The organism is Bradyrhizobium genosp. L (assembly GCF_015624485.1).
Taxonomy (GTDB): Bacteria; Pseudomonadota; Alphaproteobacteria; order Rhizobiales; family Xanthobacteraceae; genus Bradyrhizobium.
The window spans coordinates 6,797,196-6,813,192 of the sequence record NZ_CP061378.1 but is presented as its reverse complement, the minus strand read 5'-3'; the positions used below and the strand labels follow the sequence as shown (position 1 = coordinate 6,813,192).

Annotated in this window: 15 protein-coding genes; 13 read left to right on the top strand and 2 right to left on the bottom strand. The window is 65.5% G+C overall.

Features of this window, described 5'->3' with window-relative positions:
* Nucleotides 1–50: 50 nt before the first annotated feature.
* Nucleotides 51–1,109, bottom strand: a complete 1,059-nt coding sequence (locus IC762_RS32465) for a polysaccharide deacetylase family protein (protein WP_195786152.1) — start codon at nt 1,107–1,109, stop codon at nt 51–53.
* A 169-nt stretch (nt 1,110–1,278) separates the two neighbouring features.
* Here IC762_RS32465 and IC762_RS32460 point away from each other — a divergent pair, with 169 nt between their 5' ends.
* The 10 genes from IC762_RS32460 to phoB all read left to right on the top strand — a co-directional run bounded on the left by IC762_RS32460 (nt 1,279) and on the right by phoB (nt 11,454).
* Nucleotides 1,279–2,673 (top strand): OmpA family protein, encoded by a 1,395-nt coding sequence (locus IC762_RS32460; protein WP_195786151.1) that lies wholly within the window; start codon nt 1,279–1,281, stop codon nt 2,671–2,673.
* Between the two features lie 2 nt (nt 2,674–2,675).
* Nucleotides 2,676–2,972: a hypothetical protein gene (locus tag IC762_RS32455; RefSeq protein ID WP_195786150.1), complete on the top strand. Its 297-nt coding sequence runs from the start codon at nt 2,676–2,678 to the stop codon at nt 2,970–2,972.
* Between the two features lie 293 nt (nt 2,973–3,265).
* The gene (locus tag IC762_RS32450; RefSeq protein WP_195786149.1) at nt 3,266–4,321 is read left to right on the top strand and encodes a lysylphosphatidylglycerol synthase domain-containing protein; all 1,056 of its coding nucleotides are present in this window, start codon (nt 3,266–3,268) and stop codon (nt 4,319–4,321) included.
* Nucleotides 4,322–4,404: 83 nt separating this feature from the next.
* Nucleotides 4,405–5,718 (top strand): ATP-binding protein, encoded by a 1,314-nt coding sequence (locus IC762_RS32445; RefSeq protein WP_195786148.1) that lies wholly within the window; start codon nt 4,405–4,407, stop codon nt 5,716–5,718.
* 133 nt (nt 5,719–5,851) lie between these two features.
* Entirely contained in the window at nt 5,852–6,862 is a 1,011-nt protein-coding gene (gene pstS / locus IC762_RS32440; RefSeq protein ID WP_195786147.1) for a phosphate ABC transporter substrate-binding protein PstS, read from the top strand.
* Between the two features lie 242 nt (nt 6,863–7,104).
* Nucleotides 7,105–8,103, top strand: coding sequence for a phosphate ABC transporter permease subunit PstC (gene pstC / locus IC762_RS32435; protein WP_195786146.1), 999 nt, complete (start codon nt 7,105–7,107; stop codon nt 8,101–8,103).
* Nucleotides 8,104–8,107: 4 nt separating this feature from the next.
* A complete protein-coding gene (gene pstA / locus IC762_RS32430) occupies nt 8,108–8,953 on the top strand; it encodes a phosphate ABC transporter permease PstA (protein ID WP_195786145.1) in 846 nt (281 codons plus the stop codon).
* Complete coding sequence (gene pstB, locus IC762_RS32425; protein WP_195786144.1) at nt 8,950–9,768, top strand: phosphate ABC transporter ATP-binding protein PstB; 819 nt, start codon at nt 8,950–8,952, stop codon at nt 9,766–9,768. The genes pstA and pstB overlap by 4 nt, the downstream gene beginning before the upstream one ends.
* Before the next feature lie 104 nt (nt 9,769–9,872).
* Entirely contained in the window at nt 9,873–10,589 is a 717-nt protein-coding gene (phoU, locus tag IC762_RS32420) for a phosphate signaling complex protein PhoU (protein WP_195786143.1), read from the top strand.
* 154 nt (nt 10,590–10,743) lie between these two features.
* Nucleotides 10,744–11,454: a phosphate regulon transcriptional regulator PhoB gene (gene phoB, locus IC762_RS32415; RefSeq protein WP_016844067.1), complete on the top strand. Its 711-nt coding sequence runs from the start codon at nt 10,744–10,746 to the stop codon at nt 11,452–11,454.
* Between the two features lie 175 nt (nt 11,455–11,629).
* Here the strand turns inward: phoB and IC762_RS32410 are convergent, their stop codons facing one another.
* Nucleotides 11,630–12,145, bottom strand: coding sequence for a GcrA family cell cycle regulator (locus tag IC762_RS32410; RefSeq protein ID WP_195786142.1), 516 nt, complete (start codon nt 12,143–12,145; stop codon nt 11,630–11,632).
* Between the two features lie 514 nt (nt 12,146–12,659).
* Between IC762_RS32410 and IC762_RS32405 the strand changes: the two genes are divergently transcribed.
* The 3 genes from IC762_RS32405 to IC762_RS32395 all read left to right on the top strand — a co-directional run bounded on the left by IC762_RS32405 (nt 12,660) and on the right by IC762_RS32395 (nt 15,986).
* Nucleotides 12,660–13,865 carry an aspartate aminotransferase family protein gene (locus IC762_RS32405; protein ID WP_195786141.1) on the top strand — a complete coding sequence of 402 codons (1,206 nt, stop codon included), beginning with the start codon at nt 12,660–12,662 and terminating at the stop codon, nt 13,863–13,865.
* Entirely contained in the window at nt 13,865–14,791 is a 927-nt protein-coding gene (argF, locus tag IC762_RS32400; protein WP_195786140.1) for an ornithine carbamoyltransferase, read from the top strand. The genes IC762_RS32405 and argF overlap by 1 nt, the downstream gene beginning before the upstream one ends.
* Nucleotides 14,792–14,984: 193 nt before the next feature.
* Nucleotides 14,985–15,986, top strand: coding sequence for an Hsp33 family molecular chaperone (locus IC762_RS32395; RefSeq protein ID WP_195786139.1), 1,002 nt, complete (start codon nt 14,985–14,987; stop codon nt 15,984–15,986).
* Nucleotides 15,987–15,997 lie beyond the last annotated feature (11 nt).

The window sequence follows — 15,997 nt, the reverse complement described above, 5'->3', positions numbered from 1 at the left end:
TTGAGCATGATCTTTTCGGAAAACCGCTTCGCACTTTTCCGGATCATGCTCTAAGCCGCGTCGATGCGGCGAAAGCCGTTCCACACCGCGGTGGCGGCGCCCGAGGTCAGCACCGGCAACAGCCGCTCCGTCTGGTAATTGCCGTTCAGCGAGACCCGCTGCAGCGCGGTGATGTGGTCGGCGCTTTCGGCAAACAGCATGCCCGGCCGCGTCGTCACCGCGGTCCGGAAGCCGGTCGTCCTGGCGAGCGCGAATTCGCGCTGGCCCGCGGCGATCCGGTCGCCGTAGGGATACGCGAGATGCAGCGCCGGCCGCTGCAGCGCGTCCTCGATCCGCGCCCGGCTGGTGGCGAGCTCGAATGAGGCGATGGTCTCGCTCTGCTTGGCGAGATTGCAATGGCTGATGGTGTGCGCGCCGATGGTGACGAGCGGATCGCCGGCGAAGCCGCGCAGCTCGTCCCAGGACAGGCAGAGCTCGCGCGCGATGCCCCCCTCGTCGACGCCGTGGCGGGCGCACAGCGCGGAGATCTCGGCCTGCATCTCCTGCTCGCCCGGCAGCGACCGCAGCCAGTCATGCATGCTGTTGAACGCGGCCTGTTTGGCCTGCGGCGTCGCGCAGTCGAGCCGCGTCATGGCGCCGTCGATCGGAACCTCGATCGCCGATGCAGTGGCGATCACCCGCTCCAGCGCGATCCACCACAGCCGGCCGCAGCCCTCGGCGAAGTCGCTCGCGACATAGACGGTCAGCGGGGCGTCGAACTCGCGCATCACAGGCAGCGCGAAATCGCGGTTGTCGCGATAGCCGTCGTCGAAGGTGAAGCAGGCGAAGCGCCGCGCAAAATTCCGTTCGGTGAGGCGGCGATGCGCCTCGTCCATGGTGACGATGTCGATGTCGAGGTCACGCAGATGCGCCAGCATCGCGCGCAGGAAATCGGGCTCGATGGCGAGGTGACGGTTCGGCTGGAATGCGTCGCTGCGCGGCGGCCCGACATGATGCAGCATGAAGATCGCGCCGACGCCGGCGTAGATCGGCCGCAGCAGATAATGCGCACCCGAGAAGTACAGCGCCTCCAGCCCGGCGCGGATCACGGTGGTGCGGAGTTGTTTCATGAGGGCGCGGGCCGGCCGATCTATATTTTGCCGCGAACTTAGCCAACGACCGCTGAATAAACTGTTAGTCCGGTCAGACATTTGCGTCTTTCCTGGGGGCTGCGATTTGGGGTTTGACAGTCGGCGAAGGGTTTGTTTTCTCTCTGTTTACCGAGCCGCAGGACCCTGAATGCACGGACTTTTCAAGTGGAGTAGCAAATGGTGGCCCGGCGTCATTCCGCTGGTCATCCTTTGGGGTATCGCGGCCTGGACCAGCACTGCAACGGTCGAAGCGGACCTTGCCGCGCGCTCTAATGCCGCACTGAAGGAAACGGTACTCGACAAACGTCGTATCGCGGTCGATGGCCGTGACGTCACGTTCGCCGCCAACGCCTTCTCCGAGGACGGCCGGCTCAGCGCGGTGGCCTCGGTCGAAGCCGTGCCGGGCGTGCGGCTGGTCAATGACGAGACCCGGCTGGTTCCCGAGGCCAAGCCCTTCGTCTGGTCGGCGGAGCGCGACGTCGTCCGCGTCACGCTTGGCGGTAACGCGCCGCTGCCGTCGAGCAAGGGCAAGCTGACGGAGGCCGCGAAGGCGGCCCTCGGCGGGGTCGAAGTGGTGGATCAGATGGGGCTCGCCCGCGGCGCGCCGCAACGGTTCGACACCGCCGCGCTGCTGCTGCTCGACCAGATCGGCAAGCTGAAGGACGGCAAGATCACGCTGACCGACAGCAAGGTCAATCTCGCAGGGATGGCGCGCGAGCTCGGCGGCCGCGAGGCGATCGCGGCGGCGCTGAAGAACCTGCCGGAGGGTTTTTCGATCGCCGCCAACGACATCAAGGCGCCGCCCTACGTGTTTCAGGCCTACAAGGATCCGGTCGCGGTGACGCTGACCCTGACCGGCTACGTGCCTGACAACAACACGCATGCTGCGATCGTCGCCGCGGCGGGACGAAAATTCTTCAGCGAGAAGGTCGTCGACAACCTCAAGGCCAGCGTCGGCGCGCCCATTGGCTTTGCCGCGGCCGTGGTGCCCGCGCTCGGCGCGCTGTCGCGGCTGTCGACCGGCACGCTGGTGGTGTCGGACCGCGAGGTCAAGCTGTCGGGCGACGCGCTTTATGATGCCGCCGGCGGCCAGATCCGCGACGGGCTCGGCCGCGACTTTCCGCAGGGCTGGCTGTACAAGCCCGAGATCTCGGTCAAGCCGGCGTCGGCGCCGGTCGATCCCACCGTGTGTCAGCAGCTGTTCTCGGAAATCCTCGCCAAGGGCAAGATCCGCTTCGAGTCCGGCAAGGCCGAGATCGTGCCGGACTCCGCCGGCCTGCTCGATCGCCTGATCGAGATCGCGATGCGCTGTCCGACGGCGACGATCGAGGTCGCCGGTCATACCGACAGCGACGGCGAGGAGGCTGCCAACCAGGCCTTGTCGGAGCGCCGCGCGCAGGCGGTGGTCGACTATCTGGTTCGCGCCGGTCTGCCGGCCGATCGCTTCACATCGACCGGCTATGGCAGCGCGCAGCCGGTGGCCGCCAATGACAGCGAAGACGGCAAGGCGCAGAACCGCCGCATCGAATTCGTGGTGAAGTAGCGATGACCCAGCTTGCGACATTCTTCTGGGGCTGGCTGGTGGCGGCGCTGCTGCTCGGCTTCGGCATGGGCTGGATCGCCGTGGTGCATCGGGCGCAGGGCGTCTCGAAGTTCTGGATGCGCTGGCTGTCGCTGCTGGCGGCTGCGCTGATCGCCGCGTCGTTCACCCATGTGGTGCCCGGCCGCTTCGGCTATTGGCTCGACCTGTTCCTGATCATGTTCGCGCTCTATCTGTGCGGCTGCGCGGTCGGCTCCTGGCTGCGCGACCGCGTGGTGTCGCGCAGCAGGCCCGCGAGCTAGGGCATGACCTTGCGATCACGGCACGGTGAGGCGTTGTCCCGTAGTTTCCCGGATTTCGTGTGGCGGGCGATCTGCCGCACTTGCGCGACAAAGCCTTGTCGATGTGCAGCCAAACGCCCAAATTTGTGCATCCGCTGTCATGAATCATCCCTAATATCTTGAAGATGCGCGTTTTATTGTCGTTCGACGAATTCCACTGCGGCTCAAAACGCGCTACAGGGGGCAGGGAACAGCGGAGCGTCGGCGGGGTTCGCCCGGGAGCCGCCGTCGCGGGATCGCAATTCGAGGTCTAGATGCTGGAAGCAATACGCGGGGCGATGGCGTTTCTGCGCCAGAAGCAGATCCTGCACCGGCTGGGTGTCGTCGTCAGCATCGCCGTGATCGGGATCGCCTGCTACGTGCTCTACCACATGCTGCGCGGCATCGATTCCAACGAGGTGCTGGAGGCGATCAAGAGCACCGAGCCGCGCCAGATCGCGCTGGCCGCCGCCTTCGTCGCCGCAGGCTACTTCACCCTGACCTTCTACGATCTGTTCGCGGTGCGCGCGATCGGCCACGGCCACGTGCCGTACCGCATCAACGCGCTGGCCTCGTTCACCTCCTATTCGATCGGGCACAATGTCGGCGCCAGCGTCTTCACCGGCGGCGCGGTGCGCTACCGGATCTATTCGGCCTGGGGGCTGAATGCGATCGACGTCGCAAAAATCTGCTTCCTTGCCGGCCTCACCTTCTGGCTCGGCAATGCCGCAGTACTCGGGCTCGGCATCGCCTATCATCCGGAGGCGGCCGCCAACATCGACCAGCTGCCGCCCTGGCTGAATCGGGCGCTGGCGTTTGGGATCATCGTCGCGCTGGTGGCCTATGTGGTCTGGGTCTGGACCCAGAAGCGGGTGGTCGGCCGTGGCCCCTGGACGGTGACCTTGCCGGGCGGCCCGCTGACCTTGCTGCAGATCGCGATCGGCATCGTCGACCTCGGCTTCTGCGCGCTCGCGATGTATGTGCTGGTGCCGGACGAGCCCAATCTCGGCTTTGTCGTGGTCGCCGTGATCTTCGTGTCGGCGACCCTGCTCGGCTTCGCCAGCCACTCGCCCGGCGGGCTTGGCGTGTTCGATGCCGCCATGCTGGTCGGCCTCTGGCAGATGGACCGCGAGGACCTGCTCGGCGGCATGCTGCTGTTCCGCCTGCTCTATTATATTGCGCCCTTCGTCATATCTGTAATCTTGCTGACGTTTCGGGAGGTTATCGTCGGCGCCCGATTGAAACGCCTGTCGCAGGCTGATTCGGGATCCCGCGCCGAGCCGCACCACGAAGCGGTTCTGGTCCGCAAGCGCGGTGACTCCGGCGCCTGACGATGCGGCCCGATGGCTCCTCGCGCGGTCGATTTTGACCTCGCCCGAGCGGGTCACGAACCGAAGGGAAGAAAGCCGTCGCGATGGCTATTGACGATTCGCCTTCCTCCATCTTCTCGCCGTGGCCGGACCGGTTGCGTCACGCCGCCCTGATCCTGCTCGCCGCGGCGCTCGCGCTGAGCGTGGTGGTCGCGCTCGGCGAATTGTCGCTGGTGCGCGCCTGCGCGGTGTTCGTCTGCATCGCAGCCGCGGCGCTGGTGCCGTGGCGGCTGCACGATGCGACCACCTCGCGCGAAGATGTCCGCGGCGGCAATCCGGTCGAGGCCTCGGCCGTCAGCGCCGTCGTCGCCGGCATGCCGGACCCGGCGGTGCTGCTCGATCGCGCCGGCCGTGTCATCCATCTCAACACCGCCGCAGCGCAGCTCGCGCCGGCGCTGCGCAAGAACGAATTGGCGCAATTTGCGCTGCGTTCGCCGGAAATCATCATCGCGCTGCGCGAGGCGATCGCGACCGCCGAGCCGCGCCGCGCCACCTACACCGACCACGTGCCGGTCGATCGCTGGATGGAGCTGGTGATCACGCCGGTGCCGGTGCCGACCCAATTCGGCGGCACCGAGAAGTGCATGCTGATGACCTTCCACGACCTGACGCCGCTGCGCCGGGTCGAGGAGATGCGCGCCGACTTCGTCGCCAATGCCAGCCACGAGCTGCGCACGCCGCTTGCCGCGCTGTCCGGCTTCATCGACACCCTGCAGGGGCCAGCGCGCGAGGATGCGCGGGCGCGCGAGCGCTTCCTCGGCATCATGCACACCCAGGCCACCCGCATGGCGCGGCTGATCGACGATTTGCTGTCGCTGTCGCGGGTCGAGTTGTCGGCCCATGTCCGCCCCGAGGCGCTGATCGATATCGTGCCGATCATCCGCCAGGTGGTCGACGGGCTCGAGGCGCTCGCCGCGGAGCGCCAGGTCGAGATCGAGGTCGACCTGCCCGAGAAGCCGGTTGCGATCGCCGGTGACCGCGAGGAGCTGCTGCGGCTGTTCGAGAACCTGATCGAGAATGCGCTCAAATACGGCGCCTCCGGCGGCCGCGTCATAGTGTCGCTGAACCAGGCGGTTCCAGGCACGCCGGGCGAGACCACCCCCGAAATCCGTATCATGGTGCGGGATTTCGGCCCCGGGATCGCGCCGGAGCACCTGCCGCGGCTGACCGAGCGCTTCTACCGGGTCGACGTCGGTGACAGCCGCAGTCAGGGTGGAACCGGCCTCGGATTATCGTTGGTGAAACATATTCTTAACCGTCATCGCGGGCGGCTTTTGATCGAAAGCGTGCCGAAAAACGGCGCCACTTTTACGGCCTGTTTTCCCCGGCCGCGGACCCATGTGCAAACCCAAAGCTGAAGTATTTCAGCGGCTTGCGTCTGTCATCCAACTGTCATCCAACCTTTATAAAAGCAGCACCGACCGATCCTAGATGGACCGGCGTGGGCGCGATCGGGCGCATTCGGCGCTTCGCCCGCCAAAGGAGATCACTATGAATTTCATCAAGGCAATCTGCGCCGCCGGCGTGCTGGCGGTGTCGACGCCTGCTTTCGCGGCCGATATCACGGGCGCGGGCTCGACCTTCATTTTCCCGGTCCTCTCGAAGTGGGCCGATGCCTACAAGAAGGAATCCGGCAGCGGCGTGAACTATCAGTCGATCGGTTCGGGCGCCGGTATCAAGCAGATCCAGGCCAAGACCGTGACCTTCGGTGCGACCGACGCGCCGCTCAAGGCCGACCAGCTCCAGAAGGACGGACTGGCCCAGTGGCCGATGATCATGGGCGCGATCGTTCCGGTCGTGAACATCGACGGCGTCAAGGCCGGCGAACTGGTACTCGACGGCCAGACCATGGGCGACATCTTCCTCGGCAAGATCACCAAGTGGGATGACGCGGCGATCAAGAAGCTCAACCCGAACGCCAAGCTGCCGTCGGAAGCGATCGCCGTCGTGCACCGCGCCGACGGTTCGGGCACCACCTTCAACTTCACCGACTACCTCTCCAAGGTCAGCGCGGATTGGAAGAGCAAGGTCGGCTCCGGTACGGCCGTCGAATGGCCGGTCGGCGTCGGCGCCAAGGGCAACGAGGGCGTGGCCGCCAACATCGGCCAGACCAAGAACTCGATCGGCTATGTCGAGTACGCCTATGCCAAGCAGAACAAGCTGACCTACACCGCGCTGGTCAACAAGGCCGGCAAGACCATCCAGCCGACCAACGAAGCGTTCCAGGCTGCCGCCTCGAATGCCGACTGGGCCAACGCTCCCGGCTACTTCCTGATCCTCACCGACCAGCCCGGCGACAAGTCCTGGCCGATCGTCGCTTCGACCTTCGTGCTGATGCACAAGGAAGCGACCGACAAGGCGGCGTCGCTGGAAGCGCTCAAGTTCTTCAAGTACGCCTTCGAGAAGGGTGCCAAGCCGGCTGAAGAGCTCGACTACATCCCGATGCCCGACTCGGTCATCAAGCTGATCGAGAAGACCTGGTCGGCCGACATCAAGAGCTAACGCGCTCGCGACAAGACAACGAACCTTTCCCTCTTCCTTCCTCGGAAGGAAGAGGGGCGGGACTTCCGGAAGGCTCTCGTGATTTGAAGTTACGGCCGCTCGCAGGCGTTCCCTCGCGCCAGGACGAGTTCACCGAACTCCGAGCTCACCGAACTCCGTGCCTTCACCGGGATGGAAGGCCTGATCGGCCCGACCATCCAGGCCACGAAATGTAAAGCGGACAGGGGATCAGCGTGGTAGATATGGCCGTTCAAAGCGACACGAGCAACGTGGTCGACGCTGTCGGACCCTATGACCGTGCCAGGGCGCTGAGTGCATTCAAGCTCGGCGATCTCACCTTTTATTGGATCACCCGGATTTCCGCGATTTCGGTGCTGCTGATCCTCGGCGGCATCATCATCTCGCTCATTGTCGGCGCCTGGCCGGCGATGCACGAATACGGCTTCGCGTTCCTGACCACCCAGCGCTGGGCGCCTTCGGCGGATCCGCCGGTGCTCGGCGCGCTCGGCCCGATCTACGGAACCATGCTGACCTCGGTGATCGCGATGTTGATCGCCATTCCGGTCGGTCTCGGCATTGCCGTGTTCCTGACCGAGCTGTGCCCGCAATGGCTGCGCCGCCCGATCGGCATCGCCATCGAGCTGCTCGCCGGCATCCCGTCCATCATCTACGGCATGTGGGGCTTCTTCGTGCTCGGCCCGTTCCTGGCCAACACGTTCCAGCCGTTCATCATCCGCGTCTTCGAGGGCGTGCCGGTGCTGGGTGCGGTGTTCGGCGGACCGCCGTCCTATCTCAGCCTGTTCAACGCCGCGCTGATCCTCTCGATCATGGTGCTGCCCTTCATCACCGCGATCTCGGTCGACGTGTTCAAGACCGTGCCGCCGGTGCTCAAGGAAGCCGCCTACGGCATGGGCTGCACCACCTGGGAAGTCGTCCGTAACGTCGTGATCCCCTACACCAGGGTCGGCGTGATCGGCGGCATCATGCTGGCGCTCGGCCGCGCGCTCGGCGAGACCATGGCGGTGACTTTCATCATCGGCAACTCGTTCCGCATCTCGTCGTCGATCTTCGCGCCGGGTACCACGATCTCGGCGGCGATCGCCTCCGAATTCGCCGAGAGCGACGGCCTGCACCAGTCCGGCCTGATCCTGCTCGGCCTGCTCCTGTTCGTGCTGACCTTCTTCGTGCTGGCCGGCGCGCGGCTGATGCTGCTGCGGCTCGAGAAGAAGGCGGGGAAATAACGCCATGAACCCGATCTACAAATCCCGCCGCCGCAACGACATCGTGATCCGCGCCCTCTGCGTCGCCGCCGCGCTGTTCGGCGTCACCTGGCTGGCGCTGATCCTGGCCACGCTGCTCTATAACGGCCTCGCCGGCCTCAGCGTGCAGCTGTTCACCCAGAACACGCCGCCGCCCGGTTCGACCGAAGGCGGTCTTTTGAACGCCATCGTCGGCTCGGTCATCATGACCGTGATCGGGGTCGGCATCGGCGCGCCGCTCGGCCTGTTCGCCGGCACTTACCTTGCCGAATACGGCAAGCATGACAAGCTCACCTCGGTGATCCGCTTCATCAACGACATCCTGCTCAGCGCGCCCTCGATCATCATCGGCCTGTTCGTCTACGGCGCGGTCGTGGTGCCGATGCGCGGCTTCTCGGCGATCGCCGGCGCGCTCGCGCTTGCCGTCATCGTCATTCCGGTGGTGGTACGCACCACGGAGGACATGCTGCTGCTGGTGCCGAATCCGCTGCGCGAGGCGGCCTCCGCGCTCGGCCTGCCGCGTTCGCTGGTGATCAAGCGCATCGCCTATCGTGCGGCCCGATCGGGCCTGATCACCGGCGTGCTGCTGGCGACCGCGCGCGTCGCCGGCGAGACCGCGCCGCTATTGTTCACCGCGCTGTCGAACCAGTTCTTCAGCTGGGATCTGACCAGCTCGATGGCCAACCTGCCGGTCACCATCAACAACTTCGTGCAAAGCCCCTACGCCTACTGGAAAGAGTTGGCCTGGAGCGGCGCATTGCTGATCACCATCACCGTGCTCGCGCTCAATATCGGCGCGCGCGTCCTCGGTGCCGAAAGGGCCGCAAAATGACCGAACTTTCCATGTCGACAACCGCCACCAGCCAAGTTCCGCAGGTGCCGCTGCCGGAGGCGCCGCCGAAGGTCACGGTGCGCAACCTCAACTTCTACTACGGCGAGCACCACGCGCTGAAGAACATCAACCTGACGCTCGGCACCAACCGCGTCACGGCGTTCATCGGCCCGTCCGGCTGCGGCAAGTCGACCCTGCTGCGCATCTTCAACCGGATGTACGACCTCTATCCGGGCCAGCGCGCGGTCGGCCAGCTGATGCTGGACCAGACCAACATCCTCGATCCCAAGCTCGACCTCAACCTGCTGCGCGCGCGGGTCGGCATGGTGTTCCAGAAGCCGACGCCGTTCCCGATGACGATCTACGAGAACATCGCGTTCGGCATCCGCCTCTACGAGAAGATCTCGAAGAGCGAGATGGACGACCGCGTCGAGAAGGCGTTGCGCGGCGGCGCGCTGTGGAACGAGGTCAAGGACAAGCTGAACGCGTCGGGCCTGTCGCTCTCCGGCGGCCAGCAGCAGCGCCTTTGCATCGCGCGCACCGTCGCGGTGCGCCCCGAGGTCATTCTGTTCGACGAGCCGTGCTCGGCGCTCGATCCGATCTCGACCGCCAAGGTCGAGGAACTGATCCAGGAACTGTCCGAGGACTACACGATCGCGATCGTCACCCACAACATGCAGCAGGCGGCGCGCGTCTCCGACAAGACCGCCTTCATGTATCTCGGCGAGTTGATCGAGTTCGACGACACCAACAAGATCTTCACCTCGCCGAGCGATCGACGCACCCAGGACTACATCACCGGCCGGTTTGGCTAGCGCACGATCCGGAACGCCGTGGACCGGCTTTCCGATGACATCATGCTCAAACAGGGACATGAGATCATGGTCCGGCATGGATCATGGTTGAAGGAGACCAAGCGATGGCTTCTGAACATACCGCCAAGGCATTCGACAGCGACCTGCAGGAACTGACCCGCCTGGTCGCCGAGATGGGCGGCCTCGTCGAACGCATGATCACCGAGTCCGTGGACGCCCTGATCCGGCGCGACGTCGCGCTCGGCAAGCGCGTGGTCGCCGCCGACATCGAGATCGACAATTTGCAGCGCGTCATCGAGGAGCGCGCGGTGTTGACCATCGCGCGCCGCCAGCCGATGGCGATCGACCTGCGCGAGATCGTCGGCGCGATGCGGGTCGCCACCGACCTCGAGCGGATCGGCGACCTCGCCAAGAACATGGGCAAGCGCGTTGCCGCGCTGGAGAGCGATTTCCAGCCGCTGAAGCTGATCCGCGGCCTCGAGCACATGACCGACCTCGTGCTGTCGCAGGTCAAGTCGGTGCTGGACGCCTATGCCGCGCACGATCTGCCGGCGGCGATGAACGTCTGGAAGGGCGACGAGGAGGTCGATGCGATCTGCACCTCGCTGTTCCGCGAGCTGCTCACCTACATGATGGAAGACCCGCGCAACATCTCGTTCTGCATCCATCTGATGTTCTGTGCCAAGAACATCGAGCGGATCGGCGACCACGCGACCAACATTGCCGAGACCGTGTTCTACATGATCGAAGGACAACAGATCACCGACAAGCGTCCCAAGGGCGACATGACCAATTTCGCCACCACGGTGCCGGGTAACTAGAGCATGATCCGGAAAAGTGTGAAGCGGTTTTCCGAAAAGATCATGCTCAAACAAAGAGCTAAAGCGCGATGACGATTCAACCCAATCTCATCGCGCTTTAGCGTTTCGGTTGGCGTCCGGGTAACGGATCATCCCACAGAGAGAACTTAGACCGATGAGCGCACGCATTCTGGTAGTCGAAGACGAGGAGGCGCTGACGACGTTGCTGCGCTACAACCTCGACGCCGAGGGCTACGATGTCGAGACGGTCGGGCGCGGCGACGACGCCGACACCCGGCTGAAAGAGCGCGTCCCCGATCTCGTGGTGCTCGACTGGATGCTGCCGGGCCTCTCCGGCATCGAGCTGTGCCGCCGCCTGCGGGCGCGGCCCGAGACCAAGCAGCTGCCGATCATCATGCTGACCGCGCGCGGCGAGGAGAGCGAGCGCGTGCGCGGGCTCGCCACCGGCGCCGACGACTACATCGTCAAGCCGTTCTCGGTTCCGGAGCTGCTCGCCCGGGTCAAGGGCCTGCTGCGCCGCGCCAGCCCGGAGCGGCTCGCAACCGTCCTGACCTATGGCGACATCGAACTCGACCGCGAGAAGCGCCGCGTCGCGCGCTCTGGCCGTCCGATCGATCTCGGGCCGACCGAGTATCGCCTGCTCGAATTCTTCCTCGAACATCCCGGCCGCGTGTTCAGCCGCGAGCAGTTGCTCGACAGCGTCTGGGGCCGCGACATCTACATCGACGAGCGCACCGTCGACGTGCATATCGGCCGCCTGCGCAAGCTGCTCAATCCCGGCCGCGAGCAGGACCCGATCCGCACCGTCCGCGGCGCCGGCTACGCGCTGGACGACCGTTTTGCGAAGGCCGAGCCGCAGCCGTAAGGCTGCGTGCGGCTAAACCGCACAAACTCCGTCGTCCCGGCGAAAGCCGGGACCCATAACCACAAATCTTGATTGTTTGAGCGCGCTGTGGCCGCAGCCTCGGCATAACCACATGCGCCGGTGGTTATGGGTCCCGGCTTTCGCCGGGACGACGTCATCAATGTATCGCTTGCGATTACTTGAGCTGCGGCTTGTTCGACGGCGATCGGCGACGATCGGCAGCCGGCTGATAGGCGATGCGCGAGTGGTGGGCGCAATAGGGCAGGCCGCCGAGCGCCTTGCCGCCGCAGAAGAAGAAATCCGGGCTCGAGGGATCGCCGACCGGCCAGTGGCAGGTCGCCTCGTTCAATTCCAGCAGCGACAGCCGCTGGCTCATCGGCACCACGTTGTCGTAGGCGATCGGATCCGGCTCCATCTCGACCTCGAAGGCGTGCGCCAGCGCGGTGTTGCCGCGCGAGACCGGGCGCGACACCCGCATCATGTGCTGGGCGGGGCGGGCCTTGCGTGGCCGCGGCGCCGCCGTCGAGGGTGCCTTGGCGCGGCCGGACAGGCCAAGCCGGTGCACTTTGCCGATCACGGCGTTTCGCGTCACATTGCCAAGTTCGGCTGCGATCTGGCTGGCCGACAGGCCGGATTCCCAGAGCTTCTTCAGCTGCTCGACGCGATCGTCGGACCAGGTCAATACCGTCATCGCATTCTTCCCTTCGCGGTGCGCCGGCCAGTCATCGGGGCGGCGCTGCGGGCCAAAATCGTCGTAAAAATCCCTGCGGTCAGAATCCCTTAACCCTCGCCGGGCGCTGTTGCGCCTGAACGTTCACGCGAGAAACAAAGGCTACTTAAAGGGGTCCAGTACTGCCGCACGAGATGTCGTACCCGACAGGCCAAACGCTACAATATGGCGTGACTCTGGCGCAAGAGTCCGCGGCCGCGCGTCCACATGTTCCCACACAGTTAAGCATTGCAGTGCGGTTTTTCCACCGCACCGGACTATCCCGGATTGCGCGCGTCTCGCTTCGCCGGGCAGTCGCCTCGGGGCGATTGACACGGACCGGCCGCAGCATAGAATGCCTGCCACGTGCCGCCCGCAAAGCGGCACGTTTTGTTTTCCGAAGCTGGCCGTTGCTGCGCCGGCGTCAAGGCGCGCGGCAATCGTCGGCATAAAACCGTCCGTGCAAACCGTCTGTGCCAACCCCTTAGTGATCGCCATGACCAACAGCGTCCCGTCGCATCTGCTCCCCGTCTTTGCCAGGGTCGATCTCGGCTTCGAGCGCGGCGAGGGCGCCTGGCTGATCGCAACCAATGGCGACCGCTATCTCGACTTCACCTCCGGTGTTGCGGTGAACGCGCTCGGGCACGCCCATCCGCACATGGTCAAGGCGCTGCAGGAACAGGCGACCAAGCTCTGGCACATGTCGAACCTGTTCCGGAGCCCGGACGGCGAAGTGCTCGCCGCGCGGCTCTGCGAGCAGAGCTTTGCCGACTTCGTGTTCTTCTGCAATTCGGGCGCGGAGGCGATGGAGGGCGTGATCAAGCTGGTCCGCCACTATCACTTCTCCAAGGGCCATGGCGAGCGCTACCGCATCATCACCTTCGAAGGTGCCTTCCACGGCCGTACGCTGGGAACGCTCGCAGCGACCGGCGCGGCCAAATATCTCGAAGGCTTCGGCCCGCCGATGGACGGCTTCGACCAGGTGCCGCACGGCGACATCGAGGCGGTGAAGAAGGCGATCGGGCCGCACACCGCCGGCATCCTGATCGAGCCCGTGCAGGGCGAGGGCGGCGTGCGCGGCGCGCCGCAGGCCTTCTTCAAGGCGCTGCGCCAGCTCTGCGACGAGCACGGCCTGCTGCTCGCCTTCGACGAGGTGCAGACCGGCATGGGCCGCACCGGCGAATTGTTCGCCTACAAGCGCACCGGCGTCGTGCCCGACGTGATGTCGCTGGCAAAGGCGCTCGGCGGCGGCTTCCCGATCGGCGCGGTGCTGGCGAGCGCCAAGGCCGCTTCCGGCATGGCGCCCGGCTCGCATGGTTCGACCTTCGGCGGCAATCCGCTGGCGGTCGCCGCAGCCAATGCCGTGCTGGACGTCATGCTCAAGCCCGGCTTCTTCGAGCACGTGCAGAAGATGTCGCTGCTCCTGAAGCAGAAGCTCGCCTCCGTCATCGACCGCTATCCGGGCGTGGTGTCTGAAGTGCGCGGCGAAGGGCTGCTGATCGGCGTCAAGGCGGTGGTGCCGTCGGGCGACCTGATCGCCGCGCTGCGCAACGAGAAGCTGCTCACCGTCGGTGCCGGCGACAACGTCGTCCGCTTCCTGGCGCCGTTGATCGTCACCGAGGCCGAGATCGACCAGTCGATCGCCTCGCTCGAGCGCGCCTGCGCCACGCTGTCGGCGGCCGCGAAGAAGGCGGCGGGATGATGAGCAAGCAGGTCCGCCACTTCCTCGATATCAACGAATTGCCGCTTGCCGAGTTGCGCAACATGCTCTCGGCGGGCGCTGCCATGAAGGCGACGCTGAAGGCGCATGAGAAGGCCAAGCGGCCGCTCGAAGGCAAGACGCTGGCGATGATCTTCGAACGCCCGTCGACCCGCACGCGGGTGTCGTTCGACGTCGGCATGCGCCAGCTCGGCGGTGAATCGATCATGCTGACCGGCACCGAGATGCAGCTCGGCCGCGGCGAGACCATCGCCGATACCGCGCGCGTGCTGTCGCGCTATGTCGATGCCATCATGATCCGCATCCTCAACCACGATGCGCTGCTCGAGCTCGCGGCGCACGCCACCGTGCCCGTCATCAACGGGCTGACGCGGCGTTCGCATCCCTGCCAGGTGATGGCCGATCTGATGACGTTCGAGGAGAACCGCGGCTCGATCGAGGGCAAGACGGTGGCCTGGACCGGCGACGACAACAACGTGCTGGCGTCCTGGGCGCACGCCGCGGAGCGTTTCAAGTTCCAGCTCAATGTCGCGACCCCGCCGGAGCTCGCGCCGAAGAAGCCGATGCGCGACTGGATCAAGGCGACCAACGCGCCGATCATGCTCGGCACCGATCCGGAGGCTGCCGTCCGCGGCGCCGACTGCGTCGTCACCGACACCTGGGTGTCGATGGGCGACAAGGAGGGCGAGCACCGCCACAACGTGCTCAAGCCCTATCAGGTCAATGCCAAGCTGATGCAACTGGCAAAACCCGACGCGCTGTTCATGCACTGCCTGCCCGCGCATCGCGGCGAGGAGGTCACCGACGAGGTGATCGACGGTCCGCAATCGGTCGTGTTCGACGAAGCGGAGAACCGCCTGCACGCGCAAAAGGGCATCCTGGCCTGGTGTTTTGACGCGGTCGCGTAGCAATAACTCGGTATCGTCGTCCCGGCGAAGGCCGGGACCCATAACCACTGTTGTAAGTTGTCGCGAAGGCTGTAGCCCCAGCTCGATGCTCCAACACGCACCTGCGGCTATGGGTCCCGGCCTTCGCCGGGACGACGACCACTGTTCGAGTGAACCCCTTTATTTCATGGTCCGAGACCCCAGATAGAGCGCCATGGTTTCACAATCCCCCGACATCAAAATCACCACCGAGGCGCCGATCCGCGCGCCGTCGGCGGTTCCGGTCGACGATGCCGTGCTGGCCTTCGAGGTCGGCGCGCTCGATCTGCGCGGACGGCTGACCCGGCTCGGCCCTGCGCTGGACGAGATCCTGCACAAGCACGATTACCCGCCGCCGGTCGGCAAGCTGCTCGGCGAGGCCATCGTGCTGACGACCTTGCTCGGCTCCTCCGTGAAGTTCGAGGGCCGCTTCATCCTGCAGACCCGGACCGATGGCCCGGTCTCGCTCCTGATCGTCGACTTCCAGGCGCCCGACCGGCTGCGTGCCTATGCGCGCTACGACAAGGCCTTGCTCAAGCCCGGCCAGACCTCGGGCCAGCTGCTCGGCAAGGGCCATCTCGCGATGACCATCGACCAGGGCTCGAACACCAGCCGCTACCAGGGCCTGGTCGCGCTGGACGGCGGCAGCCTGGAAGATGCCGCGCACGAATATTTCCTGCGCTCGGAGCAGATCCCCACCCGCGTGCGACTTGCCGTCGGCGAGGAGATGCGCGGCGGCGAGGGCGGCAAGCTGCATTGGCGCGCCGGCGGCATCCTGCTGCAATTCCTGCCCAAGGCGCCCGAACGCGCCAAGCAGGCCGATCTGCATCCGGGCGATGCGCCGGAGGGCACCGTTGCGCACGAGGTGCCGGACGACGACGCCTGGGTCGAGGGCCAGTCGCTGGTCTCGACCGTCGAGGATGTCGAGCTGATCGACCCCGACCTCTCCGGCGAGCGACTGCTTTACCGCCTGTTCCACGAACGCGGCGTCCGCGTCTTCACCCCGCAGCCGCTGCGCGCGCAATGCTCCTGCTCGCGCGACGCGGTGTCGTCGATGCTGAAGAGCTTTGCGCCGCAAGACCGCGCCGACATGGTCAAGGACGGCAAGGTGGTCGTCACCTGCGAGTTCTGCTCGTCGGTGTACGAATTCACCCCGGACGAAGCGGGCGTGGAGTAGCGAGATAGTCG